Here is a 19,688-nt window from a genome sequence, read left to right as displayed (position 1 = left end):
GCGGACCGGTTGGTGCTCGGGTGCGACGCCTCACTCGGCCTCGCGGGACAGCGATCCCTCCTTCCCCGTGCGCAGGACGGCGGTCATCCCCTGCGGCAGATCCGCCTCGGCCCGATGCCGTGCGGCCTGCTCGTCATCGCCGTAGAGCCAGCACCGCGCCCAGTGGCCGCCGCCGATCTCGAACGCCGGGGGCTTCTCCTGGCGGCAGCGGTCGACGGCGAACGGGCAGCGCGGATGGAACCGGCATCCGGACGGCGGGGAGATGAGGCTGGGCGGGCTGCCGATGTCCTGCACCCGATCGTCCGCGTCGACGCGCGACGGGTCGGGGGCGGAGTCGATCAGCAGCCGCGTGTAGGGATGGGCGGCGCGCTGGGTCACCTCCTCCGAGGGACCGGACTCGATCAGCTCGCCCGCGTACATGACCGCGGTCGTCTCGGCGAAGTAGCGGGCGGACGCGATGTCGTGCGTGACGTACAGCAGAGCGACGCCTCGTTCGTCCGTCAGGCGGCGGAGCAGGTTGAGGATGCCGAGGCGGATCGAGACGTCCAGCGCCGAGACCGGCTCGTCCGCGAGGAACACCTCGGGATCCGCCGCGAGCGCCCGCGCGATCGAGACGCGCTGCAGCTGTCCGCCGGACAGCTCGTGCGGGAACTTCTCGGTGAACTGGCGGGCGGGCACGAGGTTCACCTGCTCGAGCAGGGCGTCCACGATCTCCTGCCGTTCGGCCTGCGATGCCTTCGGATGGTGGATCCGCACGGCGCGCATCATCGTGACGTTGATCCGCGCGACGGGGTTGAAGGACCCGAAGGGATCCTGCAGGATGAGCTGCACCGCGGACACGTACCGCCGGAACGCGCGGCCGCCGCGGACGTGGACCGGCTCCCCGCGATGCCGGATCTCGCCGCCGGTGACGGGATAGAGCTGCGCGAGAAGACGGGCGAGGGTGGACTTCCCCGATCCCGACTCCCCGACGAGGGCGGTGATCCTGCCGGAGTGGAGTCCGAGCGAGACGTCCTCCACGGCGTGCACGACCTTGGCCGCTCCTCGGCGCATCCCTCCGCCGTGCACGCGGAAGTGCTTGGTGACGCCGACGGCTTCGAGGACCGCCGTGCCGGTCGACGTGGTGTTCTCCTGGGTCGGCATCAGACCGTCTCCCTCTCTGCGGCCGGCTCGGCCGTCTCCTGGTAGATCACGCATCGCGCCTGCGTCGAGCGGACCGCTCCGGCCGTGGGGACGGGGAGCAGCTGCGGCATCGCGGCATGGCAGCTCTCCTGGACGAGCGGGCATCGCGGCGCGTAGGAGCAGCCGGAGGGCAGCGCCCTCAGGTCGGGCGGCGCGCCGGGGATGCCGGTCAGCTCACGGCGCTCGCCGCCGAGGGTCGGGAACGAGCCGAGCAGACCGCGGCTGTACGGATGGGCGGGACGACGGTAGAACTCCTGCGCCTCGGCGATCTCGACGATGCGGCCCGCGTACATCACGGCGATCGTGTCGGAGAGCTCGATGAGCAGCGACAGGTCGTGGGTGATGAAGATCACCGCGAAGCCGAGCCGGTCCTTCAGCTCCATGATCTTCTCGACGATCTGACGCTGGATGACCACGTCAAGCGCCGTCGTGGGCTCGTCCATCACGATGACCTCTGGATCGAGCGCGAGGCCGATCGCGATCATGGCGCGCTGGCGCATGCCGCCGGACAGCTCGTGCGGATAGGCGCCGATCCGGTCCTCCCTGATGCCCACCAGCGCGAGCAGCTCGACGACCCTTGCCCTGCGCTGCTCCTCGGCCATGTCGGGACGGTGGGCCCTGAGCACGTCGTCGATCTGCTCGCCGATCCTCATGATCGGGTTGAGCGCGTTCATCGCCGACTGGAAGACGATCGACAGCTCCTCCCAGCGGAACCGGCGCAGTTCCTCCGGCTCCATCTGCAGGACGTCGATGACCTCGCCGTCCGGCTTGGTGTAGAGGATCTGACCTCCGGCGATGGATGCCGGCGGCTTGTGCAGCCGGGTGATGGCGTAGGCCAGCGTGGACTTCCCCGATCCGGACTCGCCCGCGATGCCGAGCACCTCCCCGCGCCGCAGCGTGAAGGAGACATCGTTCACGGCGACCGTGCGGGAGTTCTCCGCGACGTACTCCACGCGCAGATCGCGCACCTCCAGCAGCACGTCCGTGCTCCCCTGCGTGAAGGGCGCGGCGGACGCGCGCTGCGCGCGGACGCCGGGCGTCTTCTTGACGCGAGGACGACGGGCGGCGGCGCGCTGCGCCCTGCGGGTGCCGATGCCGGCGAGCCGCAGCCGCGGGTTGATGAACTCGTCCACCCCGAAGTTCACCAGCGACAGGCCGGTGCCCAGCAGCGCGATCGCGAGGCCGGCGGGCACGAACCACCACCAGGCGCCGCCGAGCAGCGCGTTGGAGGTCTGCGCCCAGTAGAGGATCGTGCCCCAGGAGTACTCGGTGACGTCGGCGAGACCGAGGAAGGCGATGCCGGCCTGGGCCAGGATGGCCCCGATCACCGTGCTCAGGAACGAGGTGGCGATGATCGCGAGCTGATTGGGGAGGATGTCGCGGAAGATGATCGCGGAGGTGCGCTCGCCCGTGGCGCGCGCGGCCTCGACGAAGTCCCGCCTGCGCAGCGAGAGCGTCTGCGAGCGGAGCACCCTGGCGCCCCATGCCCAGCCGGTGACCGCGATCACGAGGGTCACGCCGAAGGATCCGCTCTTGGGGAGATAGGCGATCAGGATCACGGTGAGGGGAAGACTGGGGATCACCAGGAAGATGTTCGCCAGCATCGAGAGCAGGTCGTCGGCGAGGCCACCGATGAAGCCCGCGGTGACGCCGACGAGGATCGACAGCAGGACCGCGAGGACGGCGGCGGTCACGCCGACGATCATTGAGATCCGCGCGCCTTCGAGCACCTGCGAGAAGACGTCCTGCCCGGTCTGCGTCGTGCCGAAGAGGTGTGCGGCGCTCGGCGGCTGGAGATAGTCGTAGCTGACCTGGGCCGGGTCGTACGGTGCGATGGCGGGGCCGATGACGGCGAGGACGATGAAGAAGCTCACCAGGATGAGACCGACGAGCGTCCCGCCCTTGCGGAAGGCGCGCAGCCAGGCGAAGCGCTGACCTTTCGCGCGCGGTGCGGTCACCATGGCGGCGGTGTCGGGTGCGGCGGCGATGGCCATGATGTCAGTGCTCCCTTGTCCGGGGGTCGAGGATCACGTAGACGGTGTCCGCGACGAGGTTGGCGACGAGTACGACGAGGGTGATGATGAGGAAGAGCCCCTGCATCAGCGGGTAGTCCTGTGCCTGTGCCGCCTTGAACAGCACCGACCCCACGCCCGGGTAGTTGAAGACGATCTCCGTCACGATCGACCCGCCGACGACGAAGCCGAGCGCCATCGCGAAGGAGGAGAACGACGGCAGCACCGCGTTGCGCGCCGCGTAGGCGTACATGATGCGGCTCCGGCTCAAGCCCTTCGCCTCGGCGAGGCGCACGTAGTCCTCGCCCATGGTGGTGACCATCATGTTGCGCATGCCCAGCAGCCACCCGCCGATCGACGAGACGACGATCGTGAGGGAGGGCAGGATCGCACGTTCGATCGCGCTGGAGATGAACGGCCAGTTGAAGCCGATCGTCGTGCCGACCCGGTAGCCGCCGGAGATGGGGAACCAGCCGAGCAGGATGCCGAAGACGTAGACCATGATGATGGCGAACCAGAAGTATGGGATCGACGAGAGGAAGTTCGTCACGGGGACGATCGAGTCCGTCCAGCTGCCCCGGCGCCATCCGACCCACATGCCCAGGCCCGTGCCGAGGACGAAGCCGATGATCGTGCAGATCGTGACGAGGGCGAGCGTCCATCCGACGCTCAGGCCCAGCACGTCGGCGACGGGCGAGGGGTAGTAGGCGTAGGAGATGCCGAAGTCGCCCGTGAAGACGCGGCCCCAGTAGTCGAGGTACTGCTCCCAGAGCGTCTTGTCGTCCTGGCCGAAGAGCACGCGGAACGCCGCGATGGCCTCGGCGCTGAGCTTGCCCTGGAACTTGTTGATCAGCGCCGTCGCCGGGTCGCCGGGCATGAGGCGCGGGATCAGGAAGTTGAGGCTGATCGCCGCCCAGGCTGTGATCAGGTAGAAGAATATCCGGCGGGCGAGCGCACGCATGTTTCAGCCCTCCATCGGGGTGGTCAGCCATCCGAGGCAGCGCCCGAGGAGCGCGCGCACGGCGGGTTCGGCGAGAGGTCGGGGGTCGTGTCCGAGCTGCAGGTAGCAGACGCGCCCCGCCCCTTCGGAGCGGACGGCGAGGATCGGCTCGCGTCCGTCTGCCGTTCGCCGCCACGCGATCGGCGTCGCATCGTCGGCGAGCTCCAGCAGGTAGTGCTCGTGGTCGACGTCGAAGGACGCCAGTCCGGCGGTCGCCGGATGCGCGGGGTCGAGCTCGACGGCGAACCGGCTCTCGTGCGGACGGGGGCCGTGCGAGACGAACCGGGCCCCGGCCAGGGCGGCGAGCGCCCGCTCCGGCCCGCTCTCGAAGAGCACGGCGGAGGCGTGCAGCACGAGAAGGCCCATGCCGGCGCGGACGTCGGCGCGCAGCGCATCGACGCGTTCCGCGGACAGCTCGGGCACGGCGGTGACCAGGACGGTCAGATCGGCGTCGTTCTCGCCCAGAGCGGCCGTGCCGACGCGGACGCGCGCGGGAATGCGGTGCTCGGCAAGCAGCAGCACGAGAGCGTCCGCGACGCCGAACAGGTCTTCGTAGACGTCGTCGCCGCCCAGCAGCACCGTCGCGCGGCGCGCGATCGGCGCCAGGGCCGTTCGCGCGGCATCCTCAGTCAGGGTCGTCGTCATCCCGGCGCCTCAGTAGGTGGATCGCAGTTCGCCGACGGGAGACCAGAAGCCCTGGCTCAGCCCGTCGAGAAGGGCGTTGTCGGTCGGTTCCAGCGGCAGGTCCACGCGGCGACGGGATCTGCTGCTCTCATAGGTCGCGAAGATGAGCTCGGCGCCGGCGAGGCCGCGCCGCGCCGTCAGCTCCGGCGCGCGGTCGGAGTCCAGCGCGTCGACGACGTCGGCGATCGCGTCGGCCGTGGCCGCGAAGATGGCCGGATCGATGCCGCGCTCCCAGGTGGACGGGTCGCTCGCGTAGGGGGAGGGGAAGATCTCGGTCTCCGCGCCGAAGCGCTGCACCACGCATCGCGCTCCCCTGCTCTCGATGCGTCCGGCGGTGCCCTGCACGATCAGCCCGGTGTTGTTGGCGAGGTTCAGCACCGGCGTCTGCGGCTCCCGCCCGGTGGCGACGACGGCGCGGATGCCGGAGGGCCAGGCGACCTGGGTGAGGGAGGAGGTCTCGGCGAACGCCCCGTACACATAGCGGTTCAGCGTCACGTCGATCTGGCCGATGACCCAGGAGGGGGGCGCATCGGAGAGGTAGAAGAGGATCAGGTCGAGGATGTGGCTGCCCCAGTCCCCGAGGTTGGGGCAGTAGCCCTCGATCGTGACGATGTCGCCGATCGCTCCTTCGTCGATCCGCCGACGGGCGTGCCGGTGCACGGGCTCGAACCGGCGCTGGAGGTTCACGGTCAGCTGGACGCCGGCCGCCTCGGCCTCCTCGACCATCGTCCGCGCGTCCTGATAGGACGTGGCGATCGGCTTCTCGACGTGGATCGCCCGCGCACCGGCGGCGATCGCCTGGCGGACCGCCTCGAGCCGCACTCCGGGGGGCGTGCACACGCTCACCAGCTCCGGCCGCTCGCGCTCGAGCATGGTCGCCACGTCGTGGTATGCCGTGGCTCCGTGCTCTGCGGCGAGCTCTTCGGCCGCCTCGGCCACGGGATCCGCGATCGCGACGAGCCTCACGTCCGCCGTTCCCGCCCAGGCACGGGCATGCACACGGCCCTGGGAGCCGGCGGCGATGACCGCTGCAGTACGAAGTGCCACGAAGGAGTCCGTTCTCTGGGATGCTCGGGGTGTAGTCCAAATGAATACCACTAATTGCCACTGTAAGACGTGTTGTATGGTTGATGCAATCCGGAGTTCACCACCGATACCGTTTCGAAAGCGAGGACGCCCATGCTCGTCAGTCAGGTCGTCGGCCCCCGCCGCTCCACCCTCGTCGAGCTCGCCGACGCCGTGCCCGGTCCTCGCCAAGTCGTCCTCGACATCCTCGCCAGCGGTGTCTGCACGTCCGATCGCACGGCCTGGTCGGACCACGATCCGGCATCCGCGCCCACGCGCCTGGGCCATGAGAACGTCGGGCGCGTCAGCGCCGTCGGCTCCGAGGCCGGACGCTGGCAGGTGGGCGATGTCGTCACGGGCCTCGGAGGCGAGGGATTCGCCACCAAGGCGGTCTTCGACGCCGACGCGCTCGTGCCGCTGCCGGCCGGAATCGCTCCGGAGCACGCCCTCGGCGAGCCGCTCGCGGTCCTCGAGGAGGCGATCTCCCGCGCCGGCATCCGCCCCGGCGACCGCGTCGCGGTCGTCGGCCTCGGATTCATGGGCCTCGGCCTCCTGCAGCTCGCCGCGCTGCGCCTGCCGAGCCTCCTCGTCGGAATCGACCCGCGCCCCGGGAACGACGCCCTCGCCCTGCGGCTGGGAGCGCACGAGGTGCACCGTCCCGACGCGCTGCCCGCGGAGTTCACGTCCGGCGGAGCCCGCGAGCTGCGCTTCGACGTCGTGATCGAGGCCGCGGGCGTCACGAGCGCCCTCGCCACCTCCTCGCAGGTGGTGCGTCCCTACGGCACGGTCTGCGTCGTCGGCTACCATCACTCGGGCGACGCGCCGATGGACATGGAGCTCTGGTACAAGGGCGCAACGGTCGTCAACGGCTTCTCGCCGCACCGCCCCCGCACCCTGCGCGCGATGCGCGACGGCATCCGGATGATCGCCGACCGCACGTTCAGCTACGACGCCCTCATCACCCACCGCTTCGGCCTCGACGAGGTGGATGCCGCGTTCGAGCTCATGCACGCGCACCCGGCCGGCTTCGTCAAGTCCGTGATCGTCCCGTGAGCGTCGCCGTCCTCGCCTCCCACCTCGGATACGACAGGACGGGCCCGAAGTCGGCCGTGGTGAGGCTTGACGAGGCGGGCGGGATCCCCGAGGTCGCGCTCGTGGCCGAGGACGGCACGCGCATCCCGCTCGTCGCATCCGCGGCGGAGCAGGTCGATGCCTGGAGCGGAGGCGCGTATGCACGGGTGGAGTTCGACGACATCACGACAGCGGGACGCTATCGGCTCGAGGCGACGGCGGGAGGGGAGCGAGCGGAGTCCGCGCCGTTCGCGATCGGAGACGATCGCCTCATCGGGTCCACGCTCTCGGATGTGCTGGCGTACTTCCGCGCCATGCGGTCCTCGGGGGAGATCGACCGCAAGGACGCCGCCGCGCTCCTCCAGGGCGACGACTCCGGCCGCACCGTCGACGCCAGCGGCGGATGGCTCGACGCCAGCGGCGATCCGAGCAAGTTCCTGAGCCACCTCAGCTACACGCCGATGATGAGCCCGCAGCAGATCCCGGTCGTCGTGTGGGGCCTGCTCGCCGCGCGCGACCGGCTGCGCGAGCACGATCCGCGGTTCGCGGCCATCCTCGGCGCCGCGCTGCGCGACGAGGCGCTGCACGGAGCGGACTTCCTCACCCGGTTCCGCGCGCCGGAGGGGCATTTCTACCTCGGGATCTTCGACGCGCTGACGAAGAGACTCGACGAGCGCGTCGTCAACGCGCCTCTCCCGGAATGCGTGCGCACGGACCGGTACCAGGCCTCCTTCCGGGCCGGCGGCGGGATGGCGGTGGCCGCGCTCGCACGCGCCTCGCGGGAGGCCGAGCACGGCGACGTCGACTCCGCCGGCTACCTCGACGCCGCGATCACGGCGTTCGACGACCTCCTCGCGCACAACGGGGACTACCTGTTCGGCCTCGACCTCGACACCGGAGAGCTCACCCCGAGCGCGGAGTCGATCGTCGACGACTACTGCGCGCTGCTGGCGGCGTCCGAGCTCTACGCCGCGACCGGTACGGAGCGGTTCGCCGAAGCCGCCAGGGACCGCGCCGCACGGCTGCTGGCCCGCTATCGGGACGAGGGCTGGTTCGTCGGCGCGCAGGACGGACGACCGTTCTTCCACGCCGTGGAGCCGGGGCTTCCGGTGCTCGCCCTGCTGCGCTTCGCCGAGGTCGTGCCGGACTCGGCGGCCGCGCAGGGCGCCGCCGTCCGGATCATGTCCGACGTCCTCGCCAGGACGGACGCCGTCGCCAACCCCTTCGGCTATCCGCGACAGCGCGCCCGCTGGACGACCGGCGAGGAGCGCGACACCTTCTTCTTCCCGCATGCGAACGACACCGGCTACTGGTGGCAGGGCGAGAACGCGGGGATCTCCTCGCTCTCGGCGGCCGCCTCGCAGGTCGCCGATGTGCCGGGATGCCCCGCGGACCTGGCTGCGCGCCTGCGTCGGTTCGCCGCCGATCAGCTGCAGTGGATCCTCGGGCGCAACCCCTTCGACGTCTGCATGCTGCAGGGACGGGGGCACGGCAACGTGGAGTACGCCGTCGAGTTCCCCAATCTCCCGGGCGGGATCGTCAACGGCATCACCTCGGGCGTGGACGACGAGCACGACATCGGCTTCCTGCCCCCTGGGACGAGCCATCACGACCACTCCTGGCGCTGGGCGGAGCAGTGGATCCCGCACACCGCCTGGTTCGCGCTGGCGATGGCGAGCGCCTCCGGGCCTCGCACGTAGCCGCCGCTCCGCTCCCCTCCCCCCGCCCCCAGGTCGCGAATCCTGTCGCTCTGCGGCACTCCCCCACGTCCAGGTCGCGAATCCTGACGCTCTACGGCGCGGATGACGACCGGATTCGCGACCTGGAATGGGGGCCCGAACCGTTCCAGGGGTCCTGCGCGGCCACGGGGCGCCGGGGCTCAGTGTGGGAGCAGCTGCATGGCCAGCATCGCGAGCACGAGGATGCCGGCGAGGAGGCCCTCCAGCCGGAAGCCGCCCGTCGCCGTTCGCACGGCGACGGCCCTGCGCGCGAACAGCCAGGCGACGAGCACGACGGCGGCCGGGAGCATCAGCGGCATCCCGATGGCGGAGTGATGGCCGCCGCCGACGGCGGGCAGGAACACGATCGCGAGCATCGCCACGGCATCCACGACCACCGCCTCGCAGCCGTGGCCGCGGCGGGCGGCGACCGCGGCTCCGGCGGCGACGGCGAGCATCGCCGCCCCCGCCATCAGGACGGCAGCGGGGGCGTGGGAGGCGGCCATCTCCACGACCATGGCGGCCAGCATGACCGCGTGCAGCACGAGGGGGAGGACGCCGGCGCGCCCTCCCCTGCCCGCGCGTGCGGTCATCAGGCCTGCCAGATGGTCTTCGCGTTGACGAACTCCCGGATGCCGAACTCGCCGAGCTCGCGCCCGTACCCGGAGTCCTTGACGCCGCCGAAGGGCAGACCGAAGAAGGACGCGGAGTTGCCGTTCGCGAAGACGGCGCCGAACTCCAGCTCGACGTGCAGGCGATCGATCTCCGCCTGATCGGTCGTCCAGACGCTGGCCGCGAGGCCGAAGTCGGAGTCGTTCGCCTCGGCGATCGCCTCGTCGATGGACGAGACCCGGTAGACGCAGGCGACGGGGCCGAAGCACTCCTCGCGGAAGATGCGCATCTCCGGCGTCACATCCGTGAGCACCGTCGCGGGGTAGAAGAAGCCCGGCCCTTCGGGGAGCACTCCCCCGGTGTGCACCATGACGCCCTTGGCGACGGCGTCGGCCACGAGCTCGTGCGCCTCGGCCCGCACGCTCTCGGTCGCCATCGGCCCGAAGGCGACGGACGCGTCGAAGGGGTCGCCGTACGTGGTGGCGGCCATGCCGGCCACGAAGGCCGCGAACCACTCGTCATAGACGTCCGCATGCACGTAGAAGCGCTTGGCGCAGATGCACGACTGTCCGCTGTTCTGCGTGCGCGAGGCCACCGCGGCTTTCACGGAGGCGGCGACGTCGGCCGAGGGGAGCACCACGAAGGCATCGGTCCCGCCCAGCTCCAGCACGCTCTTCTTCAGGTGCTCGCCGGCGGCCGCGGCGACCTTCGAGCCCGCCCCGGTCGACCCGGTCAGCGTCACGGCGCGGATGCGGCGGTCCTCGATGAGCGCGGACGCCGCGGCGCCCTCGATGAGGACGGTCTGGAAGGCCCCGGCGGGGAACCCCGCGCGCTCGAAGAGCTCGCCGAGGTAGATCGCGGTCTGCGGCACGCTCGACGCGTGCTTGAGGATGCCGGTGTTGCCCGCCATCGGCGCGGGCGCGGCGAAGCGCACGACCTGCCAGTACGGGTAGTTCCACGGCATCACGGCGAGGACGGTGCCGAGGGGCTGGAAGACGACGGACGCCGCGCTCGCGCCGACCGTCGACGGCTCGACCGGCTGCTCTGGGGCGAGGTACTCCTCCGCGTGATCGGCGTACCAGCGCATGCCGTTCGCCGACTTCGTCACCTCGTAGGTCGCCGTGCCGAGGGTCTTCCCCATCTCCAGGGAGGCGAGGGAGGCGGCCTGCTCCACGTCCGCGTCGAGGAGGTCGGCGGCGCGGCGCATCCACTCCGCGCGCTGCGCGAACGTCGTCGCGCGGATCGCCGCGTTCGCCGCATGCGCACGGGCGAGGATCTCCTCGATCTGCTCCGGGGTGTGCGCGGGGTACTGCTGGAGCAGCTCGCCCGTCGCCGGATTCACTGTTGCGATCACCACGTCGTGGCCTGCCTTTCTGAGGGGTGGATGCGGCTACCTGCCGTATCCCTTGGTGAGCCCGGCGATGTACTGCCGGGAGAAGACGGCGAACAGGATCACCAGCGGGATCGCCCCCAGGGTGAGAGCCGCCAGGAGCGCCGGGTAGTCGCTCTGGAACTGGCCGACGAAGCTGATGGACACCCAGCTCTCCTGCTGGTCGTGATCGGGACCTGCTGGTCGTGATCGGGGACGCGGACGGGACCTGCCCCGTCGCGCTGGTCAGCCTAGTGATGTACCAAAGAGGTAGCAAGAGGTATCTTTCATTGTCAAGATTTGTGTATGGTTGTATCGATGTATCAACGAGCGCTCGAAGGGGCGCGATCGAAGGAGGACTCGTGATCCGTGTCGGAATCCTCGGCTCGGGGTTCATCGCCGACAGCTACGCCGATGCCCTCCTCGACGTCCGCGAGGCGGTGCTGGCCGGCAACTTCTCCCGCGACCCCGAGCGGGCACGCATCTTTGCCGAACGCTGGAGCAGTCCACTGCACACCACGGATGCCGCGGCGCTGTGCGCTTCGGACACGATCGATCTGGTGGTGATCGCGCTGCCGAACGAGGCCCACGTCGAGGCCGTCCGCATCGCGGCCGCAGCGGGCAAGGGCGTCATCTGCACCAAGCCCCTCGCCCGCAACGGCGCGGAGGCCGCCGAGATCGTCCGCATCGTCGAGGAGGCGGGCGTGTGGCACGGCTATGCCGAGAGCTCGGTCTTCTCCCCCAACGTGCACAAGGCGCACGAGATGGCCCAGGCGGGCGGCATCGGCGAGCTGCTGACCATGCGTGCGCGCGAGGCGCACTCCGGCCCGCACGCCGCGCACTTCTGGGATGCCGAGACCGCCGGCGGCGGAGCGCTGCTGGACATGGGCTGTCATACGGTCGAGTCCGCACGTCACTTCTTCGGCAAGGACAATCCCGTCGTCGCCGCCTTCGCCTACGGAGCGACCCTCCGGCACGCGGACAAGACCACCGGCGAGGACACCGCCGTCGCCCTCCTGCGCTTCGAGGGCGGACAGCTCGCGATCATCGAGTCCTCCTGGGCGGAGCAGGGCGGCATGCAGCTCCGGCACGAGTTCACGGGCAGCGCGGGACGTCTCGTCACCGACACCTCCGTGAGCCCGGTGTGGGGCTTCATCACCCAGCCCGTCGGCTACCTGGTCGAGAAGGCCGACGTCGACACCGGCTGGGTGCACCCCGTCCCGGAGGAGACGCGCGCCTACGGATTCTCGCAGCAGATGCGCCACTTCGTGCAGCACTTCCAGGCCGGCACCGAGCCGCTGGAGACGTTCTACGACGGCTGGACCGTCAACCGCATCCTGGACGCCTGCTACCGCGCGATGCGGTCGGGCTCCTGGGAGCCCATCGAGCCGGAATCGTCCGCCGAGACCAGAGGAGCCGTGCTGTGACCGAGACCCCCGCCGACCGCCAGGCCCTGATCCTGCAGACGCTGCAGGCGACCGAGATCGAGCGCAATCGCGAGATCCTCGCGGAGAACGACCTCGTCTCTGCCGACACGCATTTCTCCTACGTCGGGCTCGACGAGGCGGACAAGCGCGTCCTACGGGCGGGAGGCGACGCCCGCCGCCTCGTGCGCTCCTTCCTCATCGACATGCGCACGGGCGTCTCGCACGACACCGTGACCGAGCCCGCGACGGGGGCCCTGGTGAGCTCCCGCCGGCTCGACCTCGACGCGGACGGCGCCGTGCCCGTCGTCCTGCGCGAGTTCGGCTACGTGGAGGAGGTCGTGCACGAGGACGAGCGTTGGGTCGCCGCCATGGCGAGGCGCGGCCTCACCGACCTCACGCAGCTGCGGGTGAACCCGCTGTCGGCCGGCGTCCTCGCCGACGAGGAGCGCGGCCACCGCATCCAGCGCTGCTTCACGTTCGTGCAGCGCACGCCGGACGACCTCGGCTGGGCGCATCCCGTCGACGGCGTCGTGGCCATCGTCGACGTCGTCACCGGCGAGGTCATGGACGTGATCGACCACGTCGACCTTCCCGTCCCTCAGGAGGACGGCAACTATCACCTGTCCGAGTGGCGCGGCCCCGACCGCGAGGGGCTGCGCCCGATCGAGATCGCCCAGCCGGAGGGCCCGAGCTTCACCGTGGACGAGCTCGGCGTGCTCGACTGGGCGGGATGGCGCTTCCAGATCGGGTTCGACCAGCGCGAGGGGATCGTGCTGCACGACGTCGCCATCGTCGATGACGGCGTCCTTCGCCCCGTCCTCTACCGCGCCTCCATCGCGGAGATGGTCGTCCCCTACGGCGACCCGAGCCCGCAGCGGTGGTTCCAGAACTTCTTCGACGGCGGCGAGTACCTCTTCGGCGGCTTCGCGAACTCGCTGGAGCTCGGCTGCGACTGCGTCGGGGAGATCACCTATCTCGATGCCGTGATGGCAGCGAACGACGGCAGCGCGCGGATCGTGCCGCAGGCGATCTGCATCCACGAGGAGGACGCCGGCATCCTCTGGAAGCATTCCGACAACTGGAACGGATCCAGCCAGTCGCGCCGGAACCGCCGTCTGGTCGTGAGCTTCTTCATGACGGTCGGCAACTACGACTACGGCTTCTACTGGTACTTCGGACTCGACGGCACGATCGAGTTCGAGATCAAGGCGACCGGCGTGGTGTTCACCTCGGCCTACCCCGGCGAGGGCTATCCCTGGGCTACGCAGGTCGCGCCGGGGCTCGGCGCGCCGAATCACCAGCATCTCTTCAGCGCCCGGCTCGACGTCGCGATCGACGGCGATCTCAACGCCGTCGACGAGCTGGAGGCCGTCCGCGCGCCGCGCGACGCGCAGAACCCCTCCGGCACCGGCTTCATCCAGACCCGCACGCGGCTGCGCACCGAGAAGGAGGCGCAGAGAGTCGCCGACAGCCGCGCGGGGCGCGTGTGGCTGGTGACCAGCTCCACGGCGAGGAACCGCCTGGGCGATGCGACCGGCTGGGTGCTCTACCCGGAGGGCGGACCGCTGCTGCTGGCCGACGAGGACTCCGACATCCACGCCAGGGCCACCTTCGCCTCGAAGCACCTGTGGGTCACCCCCTACGCATCCGACGAGCGCTACCCGGCGGGGGACTTCGTGAACCTCCACCGCGGCGGGGCCGGGCTCCCGGCCTGGACCGCGGCCGACCGCGACGTGGAGGACGCCGACATCGTGCTGTGGCACACGTTCGGGCTCACCCATTTCCCCCGCGTCGAGGACTGGCCCGTCATGCCGGTCGACACCGCCGGCTTCGTCCTGAAGCCGCACGGCTTCTTCGGACGCAATCCCGCGCTCGACATCCCCGAGAGCACGTCGGCGCATTGCGCGCCCGGCGGGCACGGATCCTCCGCTCACGGGGATCCTGCGCATCACGACCACTCGCATCACGGCCACCACGGCTGATGCCCCTGAACCACGAGGACAGGTAGAAAAACGTGAACGGTTACATCACCTTCGTCAGCGCTCGGCTGACCCAGGCCGAGCAGCTGGCCGCCGTGCTCCCACGGCTGCGGGAGCGGATCGGGACGCTCGGCTCCCTCGGGGTGCTGCAGGGCACGGGACCGGTCTTCACCGGCATCGGCGCGAGCCTGGCCGCAGCGGCAGGCGGTGTCTGGCGGCTGCGCGAGCGCGGCCACGACGCGTGGCGGCTGGCCGCCGGGGACAACCCGATCCCGCTGCCGGAGTCGGACGCCCTGATCTTCGGCGTCTCGCAGAGCGGCCGCTCGACCGAGACCATCGCGGCCCTCGAGTCGGTCCCCCCGCACCGCAGGGCGGCGGTCGTGAATCGCGCCGAGTCGCCCATCGGCGTCCTGGCCGAGCACGTCGTCGACTTCGGCGACGTCCCCGACAGCTACGCCTCGACGCTCGGATACACCGCGACCGCCATGGCGGTCGCGCTGATCGCGGAGGCGTGGGACGGCGGCGCGGCCGATCCGACCTGGGAGAGCCTTCCGGGAGTCCTCGTCGAGACGCGCGAGCGGCTGGCGGCGACCGTCGCGGACGGCGCGAGGCTGTTCGCGGGCGCGACCTCGGCGGACTTCGCCGCAGAAGGCCCCTCGGCGGGAAGCGCCGAGGTCGGGGCGCTCCTGTTCCGCGAGGTCGCGCGCGTGCCGTCCACCGGCTTCGGCACCCGCCAGTACCTGCACGGGGCCATGGAGTCCGCGGGGGACGGCGTGCACGTGCTGGTCGGCGGCGCACGGGAGGCCGCGGCGGCGGATATGCTGGCCGACGCCGGTCATCGCGTCATCTTCCTGACGGATGCCGCGGCTCCGGTCTCCTCGAAGGTGGTGACGCTTCCCTTGCCGTCCGTGTCCGCCACGCAGCGCCCTCTGGTCGAGGCCGTGATCCTCCAGGACCTCGTCGAGGCCGTCGCCGACATCAGGGACGTGCGGATCGAGGAGTTCGTCTTCCATCACACCGACACGAAGATCGCCGCCGGCGAGGACGTGTGAGCGCGTATCTGGTCGGTCTCGACATCGGCGGCACGAAGGCGGCCGTGCGCGCGGAGCCGGACGGCGACGGAGAGATCGTCGACGTCTCCCACGCCTCCACCGACTGGGATGCCGAGCCCGGAGACGCCGCGGCGGCCTGGATCGACGCGCTGGTGCGCGCGGCGCTTCCCTCCGACAGCACGGTCACTGCTCTCGCCGTCGGTGCGCAGGGATTCGACAGCGCATCCGTCGTCGCCGACGTCCTGGCCGGGCTGCGCGCACGCGGATACGACAGGGTCGCGGCCGTGAACGACGCCGCGCTGCTGCTCCCCGCCGCCGGCCTGTCCTCGGGCATCGCGCTCATCTCCGGCACGGGCGCGATCGGCGTCGGCCAGGATGCGGCCGGTCGCCCGCTCGCGAGCGGCGGCTGGGGATGGGTGCTGGGCGACGAGGCCGGCGCCGCCGGCATCGTCCGCGACGCGACGCGCAGAGCGCTGCGCGATCATGACGACTCCCGCCCGGACGACGGACTCCTCGCCGCGCTGCTCGCCGCGTTCGACGTCACGGATGCCGAGCGCCTCGCCAGAGCGGTCAACGACGAGCCGACCATGGCGAACTGGGGCCCGCGGGCGCGAGCCGTGTTCGCCGCGGCGGATGCCGGTGCGCCCTCCGCCGTCGAGATCGTCCGAGGTGCGGCATCCCATCTCGCGCTCCTCGTCGAGCAGCTGATCCGCCGCGGCGCCGTCGGCACGGACGTCGTCGCCGCCGGCAGCGTCATCGCGGGACAGCCCCGGCTCGCGGAGGAGCTGCGGGCCGAGCTCGCCGTTCGGGCTCCAGGCCATCGTCTGCGCGTGCTCACGGAGGAGCCGGTCGCCGGCGCGCTGGAGCTCGCCCGCGCGCTCTGACCCTCGGGGGGCTCGGCGTCAGGCCCCGCACGCGATCATCGCCACGTCACCGCGAGGCGATCGCCGACCGGGGGATGCCGATGGCGTCGAGCGCCTCCGCAGCCGCCTTGCGCTTGAGCTCGAGCGACTCGCCGATCTCCGCGGCGAGCCTCGGCCGGGTGCGGATCAGCTCGTCCACCGTCGCGAGCGGAACGACGAGCACGGTCAGGATCTCGGATGCCGTCGTGCGCGCCTGCGTCCGCTCTCGGGTGAGCGCGGTCTGACCGATGAGGTCACCGACCTCGCTGGCGCCCACGTCGATGCGTCCGCCCTGCGCCTCGACGAAGAGCGCCGCGCGCCCGGAGAGGATGATGCGCACCTCGTCGGGGATCACCCCCGACGGCAGGACGGTCTCGCCTATCCCGTAGCGTTCGAGGCGTGCCGCGGCGAGGACTCTCTCCCGGCCCGCTTCATCCAGGTGGAGCACCGGAGCCGCCTGTTCCACGGCCGAGATCAGCATCTCCGGCTCCGCGAGCGGGTCGTCGGCGTCTCCGTCCAGCGCAAACCCCCGCCTACGACTCGCATACCAGACCCACGACAGATACAGGCTCAGCGTGGAGGATGCATCCGCCGGGCTCGCGACGGGGATGCTGACGGCATACGTCGCCGATCCGGAGTACTCGACCTCCGCGCGCCCGCCGGGGAGCAGCGTCGGCAGCGCCTCCGTGACCCGGGACAGGAGGGCCATGACCTCATGCGGCGGATCGTCTGTCGTGAACTTCAGCGACGCCGTCGCGTGGTATGGGCCCGCCGGCTCGCTCATGTTGGTGAAGGAGGCGCCGGAGAGCGTGGAGTTCGGCACGATCTGGATGCCGGATCCGGTGTCGATGTGGACGGCGCGCCAGTTCACCTCGACGACGCGCCCCTTGACCCCGCCGGTGTCGAGCCAGTCGCCGATCTTGAACGGCTGCTCGAACAGCAGCAGCAGGCCCGACACCACCCCGCCCACAGCATTCTGGAGTGCAAGGCCGATGACGAGCGACCCGACGCCGAGCGCGGTGAACAGCCCGCCGACATCGGCGCCCCACACCCAGGAGAACAGCAGGGCGAGGCCGAGCGCCACGAGCACGAGCCGGGCGATCTCGATGAAGATCGACGGGATGCGCTGCTGCCAGGATCCGGGTGCCGCCTTCGCGAACAGAGCGACGTTGAAACCGGACAGCACGAGCAGGATGACGAGGAATCCGAACACGGTCGCCACCACGCGCGTCCACACCTGTTCGGCCGGAGACTGGATGGCGAAGGCGAGCAGGGCGAAGAGGGCCCCGACCGGGATGACCCCGTTGCGCAGGAGACGCAGCGGACCCGCCAGCGGATGCCCGCGCCGCCGCAGCGCGCCGATGAGCTCCGTGAGCACGACGAGCACGACGGGAACGCCGACGGCGAGCCCGATCACCCACCAGCCCCAGCCGTCGCTGAACGCGTCCTCGAGCATGTCAGGCCGCCCTCCAGACCGTCTCGGTCGTGCCGCGGGTCTCGATCGTGCCGGCCTCGGTGAAGTCGAAGATCTCCCGCGTCCGGTCGTAGACGGTCTGGCTCACGTAGACGCCCGGCTCTCCGGAGACCGAGCGCACTCGATAGGCGATGCTCACGGCATCCCCCCACAGGTCGTAGGCGAGGGTCGTGCGAGCGATCAGACCGCTCGTGACCGTGCCGGTGTCGACCCCGGCGCGAAGACCGATCGAGGAGCCGTTCTGCGCGTTGAAGCGCTCGATGACGCCGAGGAGGCTGCGAGCGAAGTCCACGCTGCGGCGGATGTTGTCGACCCTGGGCACGATCAGCCCCGACGAGGCGAGGTAGCCGCCGCGCAGCGTGCGGACCTTCTCGACGCCCGCCTTCTCGGCCGCCTCGTCGAATCCGCGCATGAGGGCGTTGAGGTGGCCGATCTCCTGCTCCGCGGTGAGCCCCCGTGCATAGTCGTCGAACCCGGTGAGCTCGGCGAAGACGACCGAGACGTTCTCGTACGCCTCGGAGATCGCCTCATCGCCCTGCCGGTACTTGGCGGCGACGCTCTCGGGCATCAACGTGAGCAGGAGCTTCTCGTTCTCCGCGCGCTGCTCTTCGATGAGCCCCTGCTTGATCCGCAGGCTCGAGGCCATGTCGTTGAAGGCGCCGCCGAGGTCTCCGAACTCGTCGCGCGCACCCTGCGGAACCTGCACGTCGAGATCCCCCTCCGCCACGCGCTGCACCGCCCCCACCAGACGGTCGAGGGGCCGCGTGAAGACCTGGGCGAGCAGCAGCGAGAGCAGCGAGACGCCGAGGAGGATGCCGAGGAGGGACAGCAGCACCGTCCTGGTGAAGTCCGCGACCGGCCCGAACGCCTCCGCCGAGTCGATCCTGGCGATGATCACCCAGTCGAGCCCCTCGATCTCCAGCGGTGCATAGGCCGTGACGCTGTCGATGCCGAGATACCCCGGCCCGGTCGTCGTGCCCGTTCGACCCGCCTGCGCCTCGGTGACCGCGAAGGTGTTGATGGGCTGCAGCAGCACGGTGCCGCCCACTTCCACGACCCGTTCGGCGACGCTCGGCGGCGTGCCGCCGTCGATCGCGAACCGGGCGTAGGAGTCCGGGTCCTCGATGAGACGGCGAGAGCTGCTGCGCATGAGGTCGTCGAGGCCGACCAGATACACCTCACCGGTGTCGCCGAGCCCCTGCTGCTTCCAGCCCTCGTTCCCGGTGGTGAGGTCGTTGATCGCGTCGATCGAGACCTGGAAGGCGATCGCCCCGGTGATCCGGTCGTCGTTGCCGACGGGCGAGACGACCCACATCGCCGGGACGTTCAGCGAAGGGATCCACCGCTCGAAGTCGGTGAGCAGCACGGTGTTGACCGAGTTCGTGGCGATCGCATCGGCGTAGGCCTGCGCCAGCACCGTGTCGCGGTAGGGTCCCGTCGTGAGATTGGTGCCCAGCTCGACGCCCTTGTACGCCGTGAAGACGATGTCGCCGTCCAGATTGAGCAGCAGCGCGTCTTCGTATCCGGCCTCATCGATCAGACGGGTGAAGTAGTCGCCGTAGCGTCCAGCCGCCTCGGCATAGGACGTGCCGTCGCCGCTGTCGTTGAAGACGAGCTGCTCGTCGTAATCGCTGTCGAGGTCCTGATTCCTCGTGGTGTACTGCAGCTGCAGGTACTGTCCAGCAGTGGATTCCGGGATGAAGGCGCTGTCGCCGTACTCGTCTCCGGTGCGGGACTCGAGTTCGGGGATGAATGTGCCGGCGTAGTAGGCCTCGAGCTGTGCGCGCCGGTCCCCGTCGAGATCCTGGTCGGCCAGCTCCTCGAAGCCGGCGTTGACGGCTGTCGAGAGGTTCTGCGCACTGAGGTTGCGAGAGTGCAACGAGGCATCCCGCTTGACGGCCTCGATGGCCGTGGTGATCTCGGCCGCACGCATGGAGCGGATCGTGACGAGCTGGTCGATCGCCGAGTCGTGCAGCGATTGCCGGCCGTTCATGAAGCCGACGGCGCCGACGATGATCGAGGACACCAGGCTCACCGACAGCAGCATGATGAGGAGCTTGGACTGGATGCTCAGCCCGGCCCGTGTCCGAAGCCGGCGCTTCTCCCCGGAGACCGATTCGTTCGTCCCGCCCCCACTCATG

At 70.4% G+C, this 19,688-nt stretch carries 16 protein-coding genes; 6 read left to right on the top strand and 10 right to left on the bottom strand.

The genetic code is table 11. The features are described from left to right. Nucleotides 1-30: 30 nt before the first annotated feature. From ACYVGQ_RS05385 to ACYVGQ_RS05365, 5 genes are read right to left on the bottom strand one after another with little or no spacing between them, the layout of a single operon-like run. Nucleotides 31-1,143, bottom strand: a complete 1,113-nt coding sequence (locus tag ACYVGQ_RS05385; protein ID WP_460783517.1) for an ABC transporter ATP-binding protein — start codon at nucleotides 1,141-1,143, stop codon at nucleotides 31-33. Further along, entirely contained in the window at nucleotides 1,143-3,176 is a 2,034-nt protein-coding gene (locus ACYVGQ_RS05380; protein ID WP_460783516.1) for a dipeptide/oligopeptide/nickel ABC transporter permease/ATP-binding protein, read from the bottom strand. Before ACYVGQ_RS05380 ends, ACYVGQ_RS05385 begins: the two co-directional genes overlap by 1 nt. A 4-nt stretch (nucleotides 3,177-3,180) precedes the next feature. After that, the gene (locus tag ACYVGQ_RS05375) at nucleotides 3,181-4,155 is read right to left on the bottom strand and encodes an ABC transporter permease (RefSeq protein WP_460783515.1); all 975 of its coding nucleotides are present in this window, start codon (nucleotides 4,153-4,155) and stop codon (nucleotides 3,181-3,183) included. A gap of 3 nt (nucleotides 4,156-4,158) precedes the next feature. Further along, nucleotides 4,159-4,839, bottom strand: coding sequence for a ThuA domain-containing protein (locus tag ACYVGQ_RS05370; protein WP_460783514.1), 681 nt, complete (start codon nucleotides 4,837-4,839; stop codon nucleotides 4,159-4,161). Between the two features lie 9 nt (nucleotides 4,840-4,848). After that, entirely contained in the window at nucleotides 4,849-5,925 is a 1,077-nt protein-coding gene (locus ACYVGQ_RS05365) for a Gfo/Idh/MocA family protein (protein ID WP_460783513.1), read from the bottom strand. 132 nt (nucleotides 5,926-6,057) lie between these two features. Here ACYVGQ_RS05365 and ACYVGQ_RS05360 point away from each other — a divergent pair, with 132 nt between their 5' ends. Both ACYVGQ_RS05360 and ACYVGQ_RS05355 read left to right on the top strand, forming a co-directional pair. Next, complete coding sequence (locus ACYVGQ_RS05360) at nucleotides 6,058-6,996, top strand: alcohol dehydrogenase catalytic domain-containing protein (protein WP_460783512.1); 939 nt, start codon at nucleotides 6,058-6,060, stop codon at nucleotides 6,994-6,996. Further along, nucleotides 6,993-8,714 carry a glycoside hydrolase family 9 protein gene (locus tag ACYVGQ_RS05355; protein WP_460783511.1) on the top strand — a complete coding sequence of 574 codons (1,722 nt, stop codon included), beginning with the start codon at nucleotides 6,993-6,995 and terminating at the stop codon, nucleotides 8,712-8,714. Before ACYVGQ_RS05360 ends, ACYVGQ_RS05355 begins: the two co-directional genes overlap by 4 nt. Nucleotides 8,715-8,893: 179 nt before the next feature. Here ACYVGQ_RS05355 and ACYVGQ_RS05350 read toward each other — a convergent pair whose 3' ends face one another. Genes ACYVGQ_RS05350 through ACYVGQ_RS05340 form a run of 3 tightly spaced genes read right to left on the bottom strand, consistent with a single transcriptional unit; the run spans nucleotide 8,894 to nucleotide 10,881 of the window. Further along, nucleotides 8,894-9,325 carry an MYXO-CTERM sorting domain-containing protein gene (locus ACYVGQ_RS05350; protein ID WP_460783510.1) on the bottom strand — a complete coding sequence of 144 codons (432 nt, stop codon included), beginning with the start codon at nucleotides 9,323-9,325 and terminating at the stop codon, nucleotides 8,894-8,896. Next, nucleotides 9,325-10,701, bottom strand: coding sequence for an aldehyde dehydrogenase family protein (locus ACYVGQ_RS05345; protein ID WP_460783509.1), 1,377 nt, complete (start codon nucleotides 10,699-10,701; stop codon nucleotides 9,325-9,327). Before ACYVGQ_RS05345 ends, ACYVGQ_RS05350 begins: the two co-directional genes overlap by 1 nt. Nucleotides 10,702-10,734: 33 nt before the next feature. Further along, nucleotides 10,735-10,881, bottom strand: a complete 147-nt coding sequence (locus tag ACYVGQ_RS05340) for a hypothetical protein (RefSeq protein WP_460783508.1) — start codon at nucleotides 10,879-10,881, stop codon at nucleotides 10,735-10,737. A gap of 194 nt (nucleotides 10,882-11,075) precedes the next feature. Between ACYVGQ_RS05340 and ACYVGQ_RS05335 the strand changes: the two genes are divergently transcribed. Genes ACYVGQ_RS05335 through ACYVGQ_RS05320 form a run of 4 tightly spaced genes read left to right on the top strand, consistent with a single transcriptional unit; the run spans nucleotide 11,076 to nucleotide 16,055 of the window. Further along, the gene (locus tag ACYVGQ_RS05335; protein ID WP_460783507.1) at nucleotides 11,076-12,140 is read left to right on the top strand and encodes a Gfo/Idh/MocA family protein; all 1,065 of its coding nucleotides are present in this window, start codon (nucleotides 11,076-11,078) and stop codon (nucleotides 12,138-12,140) included. After that, nucleotides 12,137-14,122, top strand: a complete 1,986-nt coding sequence (locus ACYVGQ_RS05330) for a primary-amine oxidase (protein ID WP_460783506.1) — start codon at nucleotides 12,137-12,139, stop codon at nucleotides 14,120-14,122. Before ACYVGQ_RS05335 ends, ACYVGQ_RS05330 begins: the two co-directional genes overlap by 4 nt. 32 nt (nucleotides 14,123-14,154) lie before the next feature. Further along, nucleotides 14,155-15,171: an SIS domain-containing protein gene (locus ACYVGQ_RS05325; RefSeq protein ID WP_460783505.1), complete on the top strand. Its 1,017-nt coding sequence runs from the start codon at nucleotides 14,155-14,157 to the stop codon at nucleotides 15,169-15,171. After that, the gene (locus ACYVGQ_RS05320) at nucleotides 15,168-16,055 is read left to right on the top strand and encodes a BadF/BadG/BcrA/BcrD ATPase family protein (protein WP_460783504.1); all 888 of its coding nucleotides are present in this window, start codon (nucleotides 15,168-15,170) and stop codon (nucleotides 16,053-16,055) included. Before ACYVGQ_RS05325 ends, ACYVGQ_RS05320 begins: the two co-directional genes overlap by 4 nt. A 46-nt stretch (nucleotides 16,056-16,101) precedes the next feature. Here the strand turns inward: ACYVGQ_RS05320 and ACYVGQ_RS05315 are convergent, their stop codons facing one another. Together ACYVGQ_RS05315 and ACYVGQ_RS05310 are read right to left on the bottom strand one after the other, a co-directional pair. Then, nucleotides 16,102-17,529 (bottom strand): mechanosensitive ion channel domain-containing protein, encoded by a 1,428-nt coding sequence (locus ACYVGQ_RS05315; RefSeq protein WP_460783503.1) that lies wholly within the window; start codon nucleotides 17,527-17,529, stop codon nucleotides 16,102-16,104. 1 nt (nucleotide 17,530) lies between these two features. Continuing rightward, nucleotides 17,531-19,687 carry an adenylate/guanylate cyclase domain-containing protein gene (locus tag ACYVGQ_RS05310; RefSeq protein WP_460783502.1) on the bottom strand — a complete coding sequence of 719 codons (2,157 nt, stop codon included), beginning with the start codon at nucleotides 19,685-19,687 and terminating at the stop codon, nucleotides 17,531-17,533. Between the last annotated feature and the right edge of the window lies 1 nt (nucleotide 19,688).

It is taken from the genome of Microbacterium tumbae (genome assembly GCF_054780175.1).
This window is presented reverse-complemented; position numbering and strand designations above follow the sequence as displayed.